Annotated in this window: 16 protein-coding genes; 14 read left to right on the forward strand and 2 right to left on the reverse strand. The window is 68.5% G+C overall.

The genetic code is table 11. The features are described 5' to 3' along the window. Positions 1–80: 80 nt before the first annotated feature. The 7 genes from OG976_RS16150 to OG976_RS16180 are packed head-to-tail and all read left to right on the forward strand — an operon-like array spanning position 81 to position 5,454. Complete coding sequence (locus OG976_RS16150) at positions 81–563, forward strand: MarR family winged helix-turn-helix transcriptional regulator (RefSeq protein ID WP_328350551.1); 483 nt, start codon at positions 81–83, stop codon at positions 561–563. Positions 564–571: 8 nt separating this feature from the next. Beyond that, complete coding sequence (locus OG976_RS16155; RefSeq protein ID WP_328350554.1) at positions 572–1,687, forward strand: AAA family ATPase; 1,116 nt, start codon at positions 572–574, stop codon at positions 1,685–1,687. Positions 1,688–1,708: 21 nt separating this feature from the next. Beyond that, on the forward strand, positions 1,709–2,890 hold the full coding sequence (gene purT, locus OG976_RS16160) for a formate-dependent phosphoribosylglycinamide formyltransferase (protein ID WP_328350557.1): 1,182 nt from the start codon (positions 1,709–1,711) through the stop codon (positions 2,888–2,890). Beyond that, positions 2,887–3,324: an Rv0361 family membrane protein gene (locus OG976_RS16165; protein WP_328350560.1), complete on the forward strand. Its 438-nt coding sequence runs from the start codon at positions 2,887–2,889 to the stop codon at positions 3,322–3,324. The genes purT and OG976_RS16165 overlap by 4 nt, the downstream gene beginning before the upstream one ends. A 44-nt stretch (positions 3,325–3,368) precedes the next feature. Further along, positions 3,369–3,782 carry a rhodanese-like domain-containing protein gene (locus tag OG976_RS16170; protein ID WP_328350563.1) on the forward strand — a complete coding sequence of 138 codons (414 nt, stop codon included), beginning with the start codon at positions 3,369–3,371 and terminating at the stop codon, positions 3,780–3,782. After that, the gene (locus OG976_RS16175; protein ID WP_328350566.1) at positions 3,779–4,996 is read left to right on the forward strand and encodes an O-succinylhomoserine sulfhydrylase; all 1,218 of its coding nucleotides are present in this window, start codon (positions 3,779–3,781) and stop codon (positions 4,994–4,996) included. The genes OG976_RS16170 and OG976_RS16175 overlap by 4 nt, the downstream gene beginning before the upstream one ends. Positions 4,997–4,998: 2 nt before the next feature. Then, on the forward strand, positions 4,999–5,454 hold the full coding sequence (locus OG976_RS16180; protein WP_328350569.1) for a hypothetical protein: 456 nt from the start codon (positions 4,999–5,001) through the stop codon (positions 5,452–5,454). Here the strand turns inward: OG976_RS16180 and OG976_RS16185 are convergent. Beyond that, a complete protein-coding gene (locus tag OG976_RS16185) occupies positions 5,451–6,314 on the reverse strand; it encodes an SDR family oxidoreductase (RefSeq protein ID WP_328350572.1) in 864 nt (287 codons plus the stop codon). The genes OG976_RS16180 and OG976_RS16185 overlap by 4 nt on opposite strands. Positions 6,315–6,380: 66 nt before the next feature. Here OG976_RS16185 and OG976_RS16190 point away from each other — a divergent pair, with 66 nt between their 5' ends. The 5 genes from OG976_RS16190 to OG976_RS16210 all read left to right on the forward strand — a co-directional run bounded on the left by OG976_RS16190 (position 6,381) and on the right by OG976_RS16210 (position 11,214). Continuing rightward, the gene (locus OG976_RS16190) at positions 6,381–7,061 is read left to right on the forward strand and encodes an SGNH/GDSL hydrolase family protein (RefSeq protein WP_328350575.1); all 681 of its coding nucleotides are present in this window, start codon (positions 6,381–6,383) and stop codon (positions 7,059–7,061) included. 97 nt (positions 7,062–7,158) lie between these two features. Next, positions 7,159–7,668 (forward strand): GNAT family N-acetyltransferase, encoded by a 510-nt coding sequence (locus OG976_RS16195; RefSeq protein ID WP_328350578.1) that lies wholly within the window; start codon positions 7,159–7,161, stop codon positions 7,666–7,668. Next, positions 7,665–8,735 carry an LLM class flavin-dependent oxidoreductase gene (locus tag OG976_RS16200; protein WP_328350581.1) on the forward strand — a complete coding sequence of 357 codons (1,071 nt, stop codon included), beginning with the start codon at positions 7,665–7,667 and terminating at the stop codon, positions 8,733–8,735. Before OG976_RS16195 ends, OG976_RS16200 begins: the two co-directional genes overlap by 4 nt. Further along, positions 8,732–9,853, forward strand: coding sequence for an LLM class flavin-dependent oxidoreductase (locus OG976_RS16205; protein ID WP_328350584.1), 1,122 nt, complete (start codon positions 8,732–8,734; stop codon positions 9,851–9,853). Before OG976_RS16200 ends, OG976_RS16205 begins: the two co-directional genes overlap by 4 nt. Next, complete coding sequence (locus OG976_RS16210) at positions 9,850–11,214, forward strand: NtaA/DmoA family FMN-dependent monooxygenase (protein WP_328350587.1); 1,365 nt, start codon at positions 9,850–9,852, stop codon at positions 11,212–11,214. The genes OG976_RS16205 and OG976_RS16210 overlap by 4 nt, the downstream gene beginning before the upstream one ends. Here OG976_RS16210 and OG976_RS16215 read toward each other — a convergent pair. Then, positions 11,177–11,911, reverse strand: coding sequence for an MBL fold metallo-hydrolase (locus OG976_RS16215; protein WP_328350590.1), 735 nt, complete (start codon positions 11,909–11,911; stop codon positions 11,177–11,179). The genes OG976_RS16210 and OG976_RS16215 overlap by 38 nt on opposite strands. 59 nt (positions 11,912–11,970) lie before the next feature. Between OG976_RS16215 and fgd the strand changes: the two genes are divergently transcribed. After that, on the forward strand, positions 11,971–12,981 hold the full coding sequence (gene fgd, locus OG976_RS16220; protein WP_328350593.1) for a glucose-6-phosphate dehydrogenase (coenzyme-F420): 1,011 nt from the start codon (positions 11,971–11,973) through the stop codon (positions 12,979–12,981). Positions 12,982–13,020: 39 nt separating this feature from the next. Next, entirely contained in the window at positions 13,021–15,093 is a 2,073-nt protein-coding gene (gene pta, locus OG976_RS16225) for a phosphate acetyltransferase (RefSeq protein WP_328350596.1), read from the forward strand. Position 15,094 lies beyond the last annotated feature (1 nt).

Here is a 15,094-nt window from a genome sequence, read left to right on the forward strand (position 1 = left end):
GGTTGAGGCGTCTTACGCATGGCGACCAGCATAGCTTCATATTCTTAACAGTTCATCTACTTAAGGGATATGCTGGCGTCATGGACGAATCGCGCCGGCCCGCTCTGGAATCCGCGGTGGTCGCCGATGTACAGGCGCTCTCCGCGGAGTCCGACCAGATCGGCCGGGCGTTCGCCGGTGTGCACGACATGTCCGCCAACGACTTCCGCGCGCTGGTGCACATCATGGTCGCCGAGAACGCGGGGACCCCGCTGACGGCGGGGGAACTGAAGAACCGGATGGGGATGTCCGGTGCGGCCATTACCTACCTGGTCGAGCGGATGATCGAGTCGGGTCATCTGCGCCGGGAATCCCACCCGGCCGACCGGCGCAAGGTGATCCTGCGGTACGCGGATCACGGCATCGAGGTGGGCAAGGCGTTCTTCACCCCACTGGCCACGCACACCCACCGTGCACTGGCGGATCTGCCGGAGTCCGACCTGGCGGCCGCCCATCGGGTGTTCGCCGCGGTGCTGACCGCGATGGCCGGGTTCCGCGCCGACCTGTCGGCGCCGCCTGGTTAGCTGGCGCCGTGCTCGACACCGTCGCTGTGGAGAACTACCGATCGCTGCGCCGGCTTGTCGTCCCCCTGGGGCGTTGCAACGTCGTCACCGGTCCCAACGGCAGCGGCAAGTCGAGTCTGTACCGCGCCTTGCGATTGCTCGCCGACTGCGCCCGCAACGGGTCGGTCAGCGCGCTGGCCCGCGAGGGCGGTCTGAGTTCGACCATGTGGGCCGGGCAGGGCAAGACAGGCCCGGCGAGCCTCAAACTGGGCTTCGCCGGCGAGGACCTGGGCTACGCCGTCGACTTCGGCGTACCCGTCCCCGGTCGCACCGCGTTCAACCTGGACCCGGAGGTCAAGTCCGAGGCGGTCTGGGCCGGCCCGGTGTTGCGGCCCGCGACCCTGCTTGCCGAGCGCCTGGGCCCTGCGGTGCGCATCCGCGACATCGACGGCGGCTGGCGAATCACGCCGGCTGGACTGCGTCCGTTCGACAGCATGCTCAGCGAGGTCGGCGATCCGCAGGCCGCACCGGAACTGCTCGCACTGCGCGAACGGGTGCGGTCCTGGCGGTTCTACGACCACGTCCGCACCGACGGCGACGCCCCGGCGCGGCAGTCCCAGATCGGCACCCGGACCACGGTGATGAACCATGACGGTTCCGACCTCGCAGCGGCGCTGCAGACCATCGCCGAGGTCGGGGACGCCGCGGCAATGGCCGAGGCGGTCGACGACGCCTTTCCCGGTAGCCGGGTAGAGATCGACTGCACAGACGCCCGCTTCGAGGTGACACTGCGCCAGCCGGGAATGCTGCGTGCCCTGACCGCCGCCGAACTCTCCGACGGCACCCTGCGCTACCTGTTGTGGGTGGCGGCGCTGCTGACACCGCGTCCGGCCGAACTGACGGTCCTCAACGAACCCGAGGCCAGCCTGCACCCTGATCTGCTGCCCGCGCTGGCCCGGCTGATCACCCGCGCGGCGGAGGGTTCGCAGATCATCGTCGTCACCCACGCCGCACGGCTGGTGACCGCGCTGGAAGACCGAAGCGAGGTCAATACCGTCGAACTCACCAAGGACGACGGCCAGACCGCGATCGTCGGCCAGGGTCTGCTCGACGAGCCGTCCTGGCATTGGCCTGCCCGGAGCTGAGCGCACCTATCCTTGGGCATCATGCGTGTGATGCTGGTGGGATCCGGTGAGCTGAGCCGCGAGCTGGTGCTGGCGTTCCAGCGCCTGGGTGCCGAGGTGATCGCCGTAGACCACCACGCCGGTGCCCCGGCACACGATGCCGCTGACGAAGCGCTCGTGGTGGCGATCACCGATCCCGAGGAGCTCGCCGCCGCGGTCCGGCAAAGCCGGCCCGACTTTCTCGTGGTGAACACCAACGCGGTGGCGATCGACGCGCTGCGGACCGTCGAGGAGAACCCTGCCGTCGAGGTGGTGCCTTCGGTGCACGCCACCCGGCTGAGCCTGGACCGCGAGGGCATCCGCAAGCTCGCCGCCGACGACCTGGGTCTGCCGACGGCACCCTTCTGGTTCGCCGGGTCGGAGGCAGAACTGGCGGCGGTCGCCGAGCATGCCGGGTTCCCGCTCGTGGTCAAGCCGGTGGTGGGCGCTCCCGGCCAGGGCCAGTCGGTGCTGCTGCGCCCCGACGATGTCGAGCCGGCCTGGCAGCGGGCCGTCGATGCCGGCGGGCGGGTACCGCACAACCGGGTGCTGGCCGAGACCGTCGTGGAGATCGACTACGCAGTCACGCTGCTCACGGTGCGCACCGAAGGCCCGGCCGGACCGCAGCTGCATTTCTGCGAACCGATCGGGTACCGCCAGCTCGACGGCGGTGTCCTGGAGTCATGGCAGCCGCAGCACATGACGCTGGCCGCGCTCGGCGCGGCGAAGTCGGTGGCCGCGCGGATCGTGCGCGCCCTGGGCGGTCGCGGGGTGTTCGCGGTGGAACTGCTGGTTCGCGGCGACGAGGTGTACTTCTCCGACGTCCGGGTTCGGCCCTGCGACAGTGCCCTGGTGACGCTGCGCACCCAGCGGCTCTCGGAGTTCGAGTTGCACGCCCGCGCCGTGCTGGGCCTGCCGGTCGACACCATCATGATCTCGCCCGGCGCGGCCGAGGTCACCTACGCCGACGAGGCTGACAGCGGACCCCAGCGCAATCCGGAGCCGGCTCCGGTGCTCGCCGAGGCGCTGACCGTGCCCGAAAGCGACGTCCGGCTGTTCTGGCGACACCAGGGCGCGTCCCGGCTACGGCTGGCGCTGGCGCTGGCCACCGCGGGCGACGTCACCACCGCACGTGATCGGGTGCGCCAGGTCTCGACCACTCTGCGAAGGCTGTGGGAGTCATGACCGAACAAGAGAACAGCGGGTCGAGCCCGATGCCGATCCTCATCGCGCTGGGGGTGGTTGCGCTCGTCCTGATCGGAGTCGGCATCTCGTGGCTGGTCCGCGGTGACGGCATGACCGAGGACACCCAGGTGGGCCGCGCCGCGGTGGGCCAGAACGACGCTCTGCAACGCGAGAACTATCCGGACTTCCGTAAGTACACCTGCGTCCAGCAACAGGGCGCCGAAGCTGAAGTCCTTGCCCGCCAACAGCAGTCGACGACCGCTCACGGCGCACGCTTCATCGACGATGTGACGGCGGTGAAGATCGACGGCGATCGGGCTACCGCGACCGTGGTGTACCACTTCGAGCGCACGCCCGACAAGCGCCTGGACACCTCGATGGCGTTCGTGCGGGAGAGCGGGGACTGGAAGGTCTGCTCGCCTGGTCCGGCCTAGCCGGCACTCGATTCATCTCAGGCGTATGTGCGACACTCACGGCCGTGAGCTATGCAGGTGACATCACCCCCGAGGACAGCTGGAAACTGCTCAGCGAGAACCCGGATGCGGTGCTGGTGGACTGCCGCACCGACGCCGAATGGCGCTGGGTCGGTGTGCCCGATCTGACCAGCCTGGGCCGCAACGTGGTGTTCGTGGAGTGGAATCGCAGCAACGGACAGCGCAACGACGGTTTCGTCGCCGAGCTGATCGACGCCGGTGTCACGCCCGGCGAGCGCCCGGTGGTCTTCCTTTGTCGCTCCGGCAACCGCTCGATCCCCGCGGCCGAGGCCGCCACGGCTGCCGGTATCGCGCCGTCCTACAACATGCTCGACGGCTTCGAAGGACAGCTCGACGAGCAGGGCCACCGGGGCGTCAACGGCTGGCGGGCACTGGGCCTGCCCTGGCGGCAGTCATGACCGGACCCAGTGAGGTGCCGTCGGTGCGGATTCCGGCGCCGCTGCCCGACGGAGTCAGCCAGGCCACCATCGGTGTTCGCGGCGGCCTGCTGCGGTCGGGCTTCGAGGAGACCGCCGAAGCGATGTACCTGACGTCGGGATACGTCTACTCCTCGGCGGGCGAGGCCGAGAAGGCCTTCACCGGCGAGGTCGACCGCTACGTGTACTCCCGCTACGGCAACCCGACGATCTCGATGTTCGAGGAACGGCTGCGCTTGATCGAGGGTGCTCCCGCGGCGTTCGCCACCGCCTCCGGAATGTCCGCGGTGTTCACGTCGCTGGGGGCATTGCTGGGTGCGGGGGATCGGCTGGTGGCCGCCCGCAGCCTGTTCGGCTCCTGTTTCGTGGTGTGTAGCGAGATCCTGCCGCGCTGGGGAGTGGAGGTCGAGTTCGTCGACGGCGAGGACCTCTCGCAGTGGGAAGAAGCGCTGAGCAAGCCCACCCAGGCAGTCTTCTTCGAAACGCCGTCCAACCCGATGCAGTCGCTGGTCGACATCGCGGCGGTCTCGGATCTCGCCCACGCTGCCGGTGCAAAAGTAGTGCTGGACAACGTCTTTGCCACCCCGCTGCTGCAGCAGGGTTTCCCGCTCGGGGTGGACGTCGTGGTGTACTCGGGCACCAAGCACATCGACGGGCAGGGCCGGGTGCTCGGCGGGGCGATCCTCGGCGACAAGGAGTACATCGACGGGCCGGTGCAGAAACTTATGCGCCACACCGGGCCCGCGCTGTCGGCGTTCAACGCGTGGGTGTTGCTCAAGGGCCTCGAGACGATGTCGGTCCGGGTGGACTACTCAAACCGCTCCGCGCAGCGCATCGCCGAGTTCCTGGAGACCCAGCCCGGCGTGAACTGGGTGCGCTACCCGTTCCTGGAATCGCATCCCCAGTTCGACCTGGCGAAGCGGCAGATGCGCGGCGGCGGCACAGTGGTGACCTTCGAACTCGACGGTGGCAAGGACCGGGCGTTCGAGGTTCTCGACAAGCTGCAGGTGATCGACATATCCAACAATCTCGGCGACGCCAAGTCGCTGATCACGCACCCCGCCACCACCACCCATCGCGCGATGGGACCCGAAGGGCGCGCCGCGATCGGCCTGGGCGACGGCGTGGTGCGCGTCTCGGTGGGGCTGGAGGGCACCGAGGACCTCATCGCCGACCTGGATCGGGCACTGGGCTAGCGGTGTCCCGGCACTCCGATGCCAAGAAAGCCCGCCGCAAGAAACGGCAGGCCGCACGCGACTCGCGGTGGATCCCCGAGCCGGTGATGGACGAGCTGCTCGGCGACCGCTTCGACGACGAGGGAAACGAACTCGAGCAGGCCGCTGCGACCTTCGATGAGTGGCTGCTCTCGCGCGGGTGGACGTTCGACACCGAATTCTCCAGCCAGACGGTGCTGAGCTGGTACTTCGCCCCGTCGGCCGCCGAATTCTCCGACGAGCAGTTCGAACCGGTGACCAGAATCTGGATCACGTTCTCCGGCAACGGCGACGACTTCCCCGAACGCGCCACCGCGGTGCTCGTCGGCACCGGGGGAGAGCAGGGCAAGCTCTACACCGTCGAGCCGGAGAAGCTGCTGCACAATATCGAGCCGATCGAGGCCTACCGCCCCGGCGACGCCGTACCCGATCTCGGCTAGTCGGTCGTCGGCGGTTCCACGACGCCAGTGGCTGCCTGGGCACGCTGCTCGTAGGCGGCCCGCGCGCCTGCGTCGAAGTCGAGGAAGACCCGGTCGGTACCGGACTTCGCGCTCAGCCAGCGCCGGGCCCGCGGTGGCAGGAACGCTGTGCCGGCGGCGATGAAGCGCAACGGATAGGGAACGGAGACAGCCGTTTTCGGCTTGTCGAGCGTCTTGACCACCGCTGCGGCGATGTCCTCGGGCTGCACGGGCTTATTGGCGCCGGTGGCGTTGGTGCCGGCGATGAGCTCGGTGTTGGTGAATGTCGGCATGACGCAGCTGACGTGCACCCCCTGCGGCGCGAACTCGTCGGACAGCCCGGTTGTTAATCCCACGACGGCGAATTTAGTTCCGGCATAAAGGGATTGGCCCGGAACGGCCAGCATGCCCGCCATCGAGGCGATGTTGATGATGTGCCCGCTGCGGCGTTTGACCATCTCGGGCAGCACCAGCCGGCAGCCGGTGAGCACCCCGTAGAAGTTGACCTCGACCGCGGTGCGGACGGCTTGCTCGGAGTGGTCGAGGAACGGCCCGACCGGCATCACACCGGCGTTGTTGATCAGCACGTCGATGTGGCCGCCGCCGTCGGCGCGGGCTTTGTCCAGGAAGGTCGCGAACGACTCGGCGTCGCTGACATCGAGCGGGTAACCCGACACCGGCCCGATCTTGCTGAGCTGGGCGACGGCGGATTCCTCCAGCGCTACGTCACGATCACCGATCACCACCCGCGCACCCCGCTGGAGCAGGGCGCGGGCGGTGGCGAAGCCGATACCGCGGGCCGCCCCGGTGATGGCGATGGTCTTGCCACGGATGTTGTCCATGCCGATGAACTTTACAGGTGTCAATTTTGACTGGGAAGTGGTCCTGGGTGCGTAGGCTGTGGCCCCGTGAGCAGGGCAGTTCTGGTAGCGACGGTCGTGGCGCTGATTCTCGCCGCATGCGGTCCCGCGCCCCGTCTGACCCCGGCGCAGCAGGCAGCGCTGCCCGGCGAGCACGTCGTGGTGATCGGCGACTCCTACACGGTCGGCGTGGACAACGATCCCGAGGATCCCGACCTGTGGCCGGCGATGGTGTGGAGCCGGTTACGCGACCTGCACTACGAGATCCAGCCGACGGTGGCCGGGGAAGGCGGCGCGGGCTACGTCAACATCGGCACCCGCGGTGGCGTCTTCGCCGACAAGCTTCCCGCGGTGCAGCCGTCCACCGACCTCGTCATCATCTTCGGTAGCCCCAACGACGTCGGAACCCCGCCGGATACCCTGCGGTCCGCCGTACACGACACCTTGGCGCGGGCGCGAACGGCGGCCCCGGCGGCACGGCTGCTGGTGATCGGGCCGGCGTGGCCGCGGCCCGATCCGTCGCCCGAGGTGTGGCAGGTTCGCGACATCGTGCGCGACGAGGCCGCCGGTATCGGTGCCACGTTCGCCGACCCGCTGGCGCAGCGCTGGTGGTGGGACGACCCGAACCTCATCGGGTGGGACCGGGTCCATCCGACCCGGGCCGGCAACGAGTACCTGGCGCAGCGGATCCTGCCGTTGATCGAAGCCCAACTGCCCCCACCGAAATGACCGCGCGGACAGTCGACCTGGGCAGATTTTCAATCATGGCGAGCTGATCACCCGCCAGCGGAATGCGGTGGGCTGTCGCGCGGTAGACAGGTAGGTGATGACTGTGTCCGCCCGCAGCGAATTGCGGTTCGTCCGCGTTCGACAGGACGACGAACTGGCTCAGCCCCTGCTGAGCGAGCTCGCCGTGGAGTATGCGACCCGCTACGGCGGGTCGGTCGACGCCGTGCTCGGCGGCCTGCGCGGCTACCCCGGCCACGAGTTCGAGCCGCCGCAAGGCGGACTGCTGATCGGCGTGCTCGACGGCGAACCGGTGACCGGCGGCGCGTTCCGCAGGTTCGGCGTGGTCGACGGCCGCGAGACCGCCGAACTCAAGCGCATCTGGACCGACAACCGATTCCGGCGCCAGGGCCACGCCAGCCGGCTGCTCGACGCACTCGAAGCCGAGATCGTCGAGCGTGGCTATCAACGGATCTACCTGACCACCGGTGACCGCCAACCGGAGGCCGAGGCGCTCTACCTCGCCCGCGGTTACACCCGCCTGAGTGAGCCGCTGCCCGCGTTCGGCGAGGTGTATCCGGTCGCCTTCGAGAAACTCGTGCAGCCGTGAAGCCGCTGTACCTCGGTGTCGCGCTCGACGGGTACGGCTGGCACCCCGAGGCCTGGCGGCGCACGCTGTCCGCCGATCCGGCCGCGGCCCCCGTGACCACCGGCCGGCATTGGGCGCGGCAGGCGGGTATCGCCGAGCAGGGCCTGCTGGACTTCCTGACGGTCGAGGACACCTTCGACACTCACCCGCCCGCCGTGCGCGCCGACGCGGTGCTGGTCGCAGCGCGGATCGCCCCGGTGACGCGGCACATCGGGCTGATCCCGGTCGCCACGGTGACGCACACCGAGCCGTTCCACGTCTCCAAGGCGATCGCGACCCTGGACTACGTCTCGCATGGTCGCGCCGGGTGGCAGGCACGGGTCAGCCCCACCACCCAGGCGGCGGCCCTGTTCGGTCGGCGGGGCAAGCCCGAGCCCGGCGAATTATTCGACGAAGCAGCCGATGTCGTCGAGGTGGTCCGGCGATTGTGGGACAGCTGGGAAGACGACGCGGTGATCCGCGACGTGCCCAGCGGGCGCTACATCGACCGGGACCGGCTGCACTACATCGACTTCACCGGCCGTCACTTCTCGGTCAAAGGACCCTCGATCACGCCCCGGCCGCCGCAGGGGCAGCCGGTGGTCGCCGCCCTGGCACACGCTCTGCCGGCCTACGAATTTGCTTCCGGCTCAGCCGATATCGTGTTCGTGACGCCCGCCGATGAGGTGTCGCTCGGCTCGATCCTGGGTGAGGTGGCCGCAGCCGGCGGCGGGCACCTGCGGGTGATCGCCGATCTGGTCGTCAGCTTCGGCGGGGACACCGACGTGCGCTCCGATGCGCTGGTGTGGGGCGGTGCCCCAACCGAATTGGTGGATCTCCTGCTCGCATGGCACGACGCCGGTGTCGATGGGTTTCGGCTGCGACCCGCGGTCACTGCCATCGATCTGCCGGTGATCACCGACGAGGTGGTGCCGGCACTACAGCGCGCAGGGCGGTTCCGGTCGAGCTACCGGGACGCCGAGACACTGCGAGAGCGGTTCGGGCTGCCGGCTGCCGCGAACCGTTATGTCCCGGTGAGGTTGCCATGACTGTCCCCCTGTCCATCCTGGATCTGTCGCCGATCAGCGCCGGTTCCGATGCCGCTGCAGCACTGCATAACTCGGTCGATCTGGCCCGCCACGCCGAGCGTTGGGGATACCGGCGCTACTGGGTTGCCGAACACCACTTCGTCGCCGTGGCGAGTTCTCGTCCGGCGGTGCTGATCGCCCAGATCGCGGCGGTCACCGAACGCATCAGGGTCGGCGCTGCCGCCGTCCAACTCGGCTACACCACCGCACTGTCGGTAGTGGAGAGCTTCGGCATCCTCGATGCGTTCCACCCTGGCCGCATCGACCTGGGGCTGGGCCGATCGGGACAGCGGCGCCGAGAAGTCGAGCGTGGCGAGTCGGCACCGAAGCAGGAAACCGGACAACAGGATTGGCGCGAGATCGACGGGGTGGTGATCCCACCCCAGTTCGACGTCCGGGTGCTGTTGGCAAGCCCGAAGATGCGCGCGCTCGCAACCGTGCTGGCCCAGCCCGAAGCCCAGCCACCTGACTTCGCCGACCAGGTCGGTGACATCCTGGCCCTGCTGGAAGGCAAGCACACCGCCGACGGCTTCCCGGTGCGCGCCGTACCCGGCGAGGGTTCGGCATTGACGCCGTGGATCTTCGGCAGCAGCAAGGGGCAGAGCGCGGCGGTCGCCGGAGCACGCGGCCTGCCGTTCGTCGCGAGCTACCACAGCACCCCCGGCACGGCACTGGAGGCCGTCGATGCCTACCGGGCGGCGTTCACCCCGTCGCCGTTCCTGTCGGAGCCCTATGTCGTGGTCTCGGCCGACGTGGTCGTCGCCGACGACTCCGCGACCGCCCGCCACCTCGCCGCGCCGTTCGGCTCCTGGGTGTATTCGATTCGGGCACAGGGCGGTGCAGTGCCCTACCCCGATCCCGATGACTACCCGACGCTCACCGACGACCAGCGCACCGTCGTCGAGGACCGCCTGGCAACCCAGTTCGTCGGCGACGCCGACGAGGTCGCCGACAAGCTGTCGGCGCTGCAACGGGTCACCGGCGCCGACGAACTGGTGGTCACCACGGCAACCCACCGTCACAGCGACCGTCTGCGCTCCCATGAACTGCTGGCCCGGCGCTGGGGGCTGACGGCATGACACGGCAAGGCAAGCAGCGCAAGCAGGTTCATCTCGCCGCGCATTTCCCCGGGGTCAACAGCACCACGGTGTGGTCGGACCCGACGTCGGGCAGCCAGGTCGACTTCGACTCCTTCGTCCACCTGGCGCGCACCGCCGAACGGGGATTGTTCGACTTCTTCTTCCTTGCCGAAGGCTTGCGGCTGCGCGAGCATCGCGGCCGCGTCCACGACCTCGACGTCGTCGGACGGCCGGATACCTTCACCGTGCTCGCCGCGCTGGCCGCTGTGACCGACCATCTCGGCCTGGCCGGAACCATCAACACCACCTTCAACGAACCCTTCGAGGTGGCACGACAATTCGCCACCCTCGACCACCTGTCCGACGGGCGGGCGGCCTGGAACATGGTCACCTCCTCGGATGCGTTCACCGGGGAGAACTTCCGCCGCGGCGGCTTCCTCGACCATGCCGACCGGTACCGCCGCGCCGAGGAATTCGTCACCGTCGCCCGGGAGTTCTGGGACAGCTGGGCACCCGGGGCTGTCGTGGCCGACTCCGCCGCCGGCGTGTACCTCGACCACGACAGGATTCACACCGTCACACACCACGGCCCCCAGTTCGACGTTCGCGGCATCGCCACGCTTCCCGCCACCCCGCAGGGCCACCCGATCCTGCTGCAGGCCGGCGACTCCGACGAGGGCCGCGACTTCGGCGCCAAACATGCTGACGCGTTGTTCACCGTGCACGGGACGCTGGAGGCCGGGCAACGCTACTACGCCGACGTCAAAGCCCGGGCCGCCGCCAACGGCCGAGATCCCGACCAGCTCAAGGTGTTTCCCGGCGTGACGTTCGTGCTCGGCGACAGTGCGGCCGACGCGGAGGAGAAGGCCCGCCACATCCGCCGCCAACAGGTCAGCCCGCAGACCGCGATCGCGATGCTCGAACAGGTCTGGCAACGCGATCTGTCGGTATACGACCCCGACGGTCCGCTTCCCGACGTCGAGCCCGCCGACGATCCCACGGTCACCCAGGGCCGGGTGCGCCACGGCGACCCGAAGGCGTTGGCCGCCGCCTGGCGCGAACGCGCCGAGGCCGAGAACCTGTCCATCAGGGAACTCGTCATCGCCGTGACCAGCCGCCAGCAGTTCGTCGGCACCGCCGCACACGTCGCCGCCGAGATCGACCACTACGTGCAGTCAGATGCCTGCGACGGATTCATCCTGGTGCCCCATCTCACGCCGCACGGCCTCGACGAGTTCGTCGACACCGTGGTGCCCCTGCTGCAGGAGCGCGGCGTGTTCCGCACCGAGTACAGCGGCGCGACACTGCGGGAGAACCTGGAACTCAAGCAGGTGTCGCCTGCCGAACGGCTTCCCGGATAGGCCCCCGCCACACCTCGCCGTGACCGGGGATCAGCGTGTCGGTCTCCAGCATGGCCAGCGCCGCCAGGCTGCGTACGCAGCCCTGCTCGTCGTGGTTGAACACCCCCGGCAGAAGTTGCGGTCCGCGGCGGCGGGCCAGCGGGTGACCCGTCACCAGCGCATCACCACTGACCAGCACCCCGTCGACAAGGTAGGAACAGTGCCCGCCGGTGTGCCCCGGTGTCGGCACGGCCAGCGGCCTGCCGGGCAACCTCGCAGCGACGTCGTCGGTCAGTGCCTCGGTGCTGGGGATGCCGGCGCGCACCAGCGCACCCTTGCCGGCGATCTCCAGCGACCACTTGATCCAGCGCGGCTGCCAGGCGTGCGCCAGCAGGTCCACCGGGCCGGCCTGCTCGAGGTAGTCGCGTTTGGAGTGCCCCACCTCGTCGGCGTGGCAGTACACCGGGGTGCCGTGGGTCTTGGCGAACCAGATCGCCGAGCCGAAGTGGTCGACATGGGCGTGGGTGAGCAGGATCGCGGTCACGTCAGCTGGCCCGAATCCCAACTGGCGCAGCGATGTCAGAACATCGTCACGACTGCCGGGAAAGCCGGCGTCGATGAGCATGACGCCCGCGCTGTCGGTGACAAGTGTCCAGTTCACCAGCTCGGTTCTGGCGACGTGCACCGTGTCGGTGATGGCTTCCAGTGCCGCGGGCATGTCTCAGTCTAGGCAACCTGGTCCGCCGGTCCCGCCGCCATTGGAGTAGAAACGAGAGTGTGGCTGAACTGAAACTGGGATACAAGGCGTCGGCGGAGCAGTTCGCGCCGCGTGAGTTGGTGGAGCTGGCGGTGCTCGCCGAGGCGCACGGGATGGACAGTGCGACGGTCAGCGACCACTTCCAGCCGTGGCGGCACGAAGGTGGCCATGCGCCCTTCTCGTTGGCCTGGATGACCGCGGTGGGTGAACGTACCGAGCGGATCATTCTGGGCACATCGGTGTTGACACCGACTTTCCGCTACAACCCCGCCGTGATCGCGCAGGCATTCGCGACCATGGCCTGCCTGTACCCCGACCGGGTGTTCCTCGGGGTGGGCACCGGTGAGGCGCTCAACGAGATCGCCACCGGTTTCGTCGGCGAGTGGCCCGAGTTCAAGGAGCGCTTCGCCCGGCTGCGCGAGTCGGTGCGGCTGATGCGCGAGCTGTGGCAAGGCGACCGCGTCGACTTCGACGGCGACTACTACCACCTCAAGGGTGCGTCGATCTACGACGTCCCCGAAGGCGGCGTTCCGGTCTACATCGCCGCGGGTGGGCCCGCGGTGGCCAAGTACGCCGGGCGAGCCGGCGACGGCTTCATCTGCACGTCCGGCAAGGGCGAGGAGCTCTACACCGAGAAGCTGATCCCGGCCGTCAAGGAAGGCGCAGCCGCGGCTGACCGCAACGTCGACGACATCGACAGGATGATCGAGATCAAGATCTCCTACGACACTGATCCCGAACTGGCGCTGGAGAATACGCGGTTCTGGGCACCGTTGTCGTTGACCGCCGAGCAGAAGCATTCGATCGACGACCCGATCGAGATGGAGAAAGCCGCCGACGCGCTGCCGATCGAACAGGTCGCCAAACGGTGGATCGTGTCGTCGGACCCCGACGAGGCCGTCGAGAAGGTCGCCGACTACGTCAAGTACGGGCTCAACCACCTCGTCTTCCACGCCCCGGGCCACGACCAGCGCCGGTTCCTCGAACTCTTCGAGAAGGATCTGGCACCGAGATTGCGAAAACTCGGTTAACTCGCTGGCGGTCGCCGCGGACTAAGGAATGCTGAAGCCGTGACCTCCGCCCGCGCGACCACCTCGATCTACATCGCCTCCCCGGAGGGCGACACCGGAAAGTCGACCGTCGCGCTGGGCATCCTGCACCGCCTGACCGCCACGGTGCCCAAAGTCGGGGTGTTCCGGCCCATCACCCGCCGTGAGGACCGCGACTACATCCTGGAGTTGCTGCTGGCCCACAGCAATGCGGGCCTGACCTACGACGACTGCGTCGGGGTGAGCTACCAGCGGCTGCACGAAGATCCTGAGGGGGCCATCGCCGATATCGTCGACCGGTATCACGCGATGGCCGACCGCTGCGACGCCGTGGTCATCGTCGGCTCGGACTACACCGACGTCGCCACCCCCACCGAACTGAGCGTGAACGCCCGCATCGCGGTCAACCTCGGCGCCCCCGTCGTGCTCTCGGTGCGGGCCCGCGACCGTACCCCGCAGGAAGTCGCCCAGGTCATCGAACTGTGCCTGGCCGAACTGGCGTTGCAGTACGCCCACACCGCCGCGGTGGTGGCCAACCGGTGTGACCCCGCTCAGATGGACGCCGTCGCCGAGGCCTGCAAGGGGCTGGGCCCACACGTCTACGTGCTTCCCGAGGAGCCGCTGCTGGTGGCCCCGACCGTCGCTGATCTGCGGACCGCGGTCGACGGTGTGCTGATCCACGGCGACGAGTCGCTGCTGGGCCGCGAGGTCATGGGCGTGCTCGTCGCGGGTATGACGGCCGAGCACGTCGTGGAGAGGTTGACCGAGGGTGTTGCCGTCATCACCCCCGGAGACCGTTCCGACGTGGTGCTCGCGGTCGCGAGCGCCCATGCCGCAGAAGGATTTCCGTCGCTCTCAGCTGTGATCCTCAACGGCGGTCTGGCCCTGCACCGCAGTATCGCCGAACTAGTGACCGGGCTGGGCCTTCGGCTGCCGATCGTAGCCACCGACCTGGGCACTTTCGAGACCGCGAGCGCGGTGGCGGGGGCGCGGGGCAGAGTGACGGCGACGTCGCAACGCAAGGTCGACACCGCCATCGAACTGATGGAGCGCCACGTCGACATCGCCGAGCTGCTCGAGCGGCTGTCCATTCCGATTCCGACGGTGACAACCCCGCAGATGTTCACCCACCAGCTGATGGAGCGTGCGCAGGCGAACCTCAAGCGCATTGTGCTGCCGGAGGGTGACGACGACCGCATCCTGCGCGCGGCGGGCCGGCTGCTGCGCCGCGGGGTTGCCGAGCTGACGATCCTGGGCGAGGAGACCCAAGTACGTTCCCGCGCAGCCGAACTGGGTGTCGACCTGAGTGCTGCGACGGTGCTCAACCCGCGCACCAGCGAGCTGTGCGATCAGTTCGCCGCGCAGTACGCCGAGCTTCGCAAGAAGAAGGGCATCAGCCTGGAGCAGGCCCGCGAGATCATCGCCGACGTCTCGTACTTCGGAACGATGCTGGTACACAACGACATCGTCGACGGCATGGTGTCGGGCGCGGCACACACCACCGCGCATACGGTTCGCCCGGCCTTCGAGATCATCAAGACCCAACCCGATGTCTCCACGGTGTCGAGCATCTTCCTGATGTGCCTGAGCGATCGGGTGCTGGCCTACGGGGACTGCGCGATCGTGCCCGACCCGACCGCCGAACAACTGGCGGACATCGCGATCAGCTCGGCCCGCACCGCCGCCCAATTCGGTATCGAACCCAGGGTGGCCATGCTGTCCTACTCGACCGGTGACTCCGGCAGCGGAGCAGGTGTGGAGAAGGTCCGCGCCGCAACCCAACTCGTCCGTACCCGCGCGCCGAGCCTGCTGGTGGAGGGTCCGATCCAGTACGACGCCGCCGTCGACGAGACGGTGGCTGCCGCGAAGATGCCCGGCTCGCACGTCGCCGGCCGGGCCACGGTGCTCATCTTCCCCGACCTCAACACCGGCAACAACACCTACAAGGCCGTGCAGCGAAGCGCCGGTGCCATCGCGATCGGTCCGGTCCTGCAGGGGCTGAACAAGCCGGTCAACGACCTGTCTCGCGGTGCCCTGGTGGAGGACATCGTCAATACCGTCGCGATCACCGCGATCCAGGCACAGGAGGACTGAC

Origin of the sequence: Mycobacterium sp. NBC_00419 (assembly GCF_036023875.1) — a bacterium.
Lineage (GTDB): Bacteria > Actinomycetota > Actinomycetes > Mycobacteriales > Mycobacteriaceae > Mycobacterium.

Bases quoted from the DNA above. Each gene is read 5' to 3' on its own strand.
- OG976_RS16205 (WP_328350584.1), top strand. From the start codon at position 8,732: ATGACTGTCCCCCTGTCCATCCTGGATCTGTCGCCGATCAGCGCCGGT.
- OG976_RS16215 (WP_328350590.1), bottom strand. From the start codon at position 11,911: ATGCCCGCGGCACTGGAAGCCATCACCGACACGGTGCACGTCGCCAGA.
- OG976_RS16210 (WP_328350587.1), top strand. From the start codon at position 9,850: ATGACACGGCAAGGCAAGCAGCGCAAGCAGGTTCATCTCGCCGCGCAT.
- OG976_RS16150 (WP_328350551.1), top strand. From the start codon at position 81: ATGGACGAATCGCGCCGGCCCGCTCTGGAATCCGCGGTGGTCGCCGAT.
- OG976_RS16165 (WP_328350560.1), top strand. From the start codon at position 2,887: ATGACCGAACAAGAGAACAGCGGGTCGAGCCCGATGCCGATCCTCATC.
- OG976_RS16185 (WP_328350572.1), bottom strand. From the start codon at position 6,314: ATGGACAACATCCGTGGCAAGACCATCGCCATCACCGGGGCGGCCCGC.
- purT (WP_328350557.1), top strand. From the start codon at position 1,709: ATGCGTGTGATGCTGGTGGGATCCGGTGAGCTGAGCCGCGAGCTGGTG.
- OG976_RS16175 (WP_328350566.1), top strand. From the start codon at position 3,779: ATGACCGGACCCAGTGAGGTGCCGTCGGTGCGGATTCCGGCGCCGCTG.
- OG976_RS16195 (WP_328350578.1), top strand. From the start codon at position 7,159: ATGACTGTGTCCGCCCGCAGCGAATTGCGGTTCGTCCGCGTTCGACAG.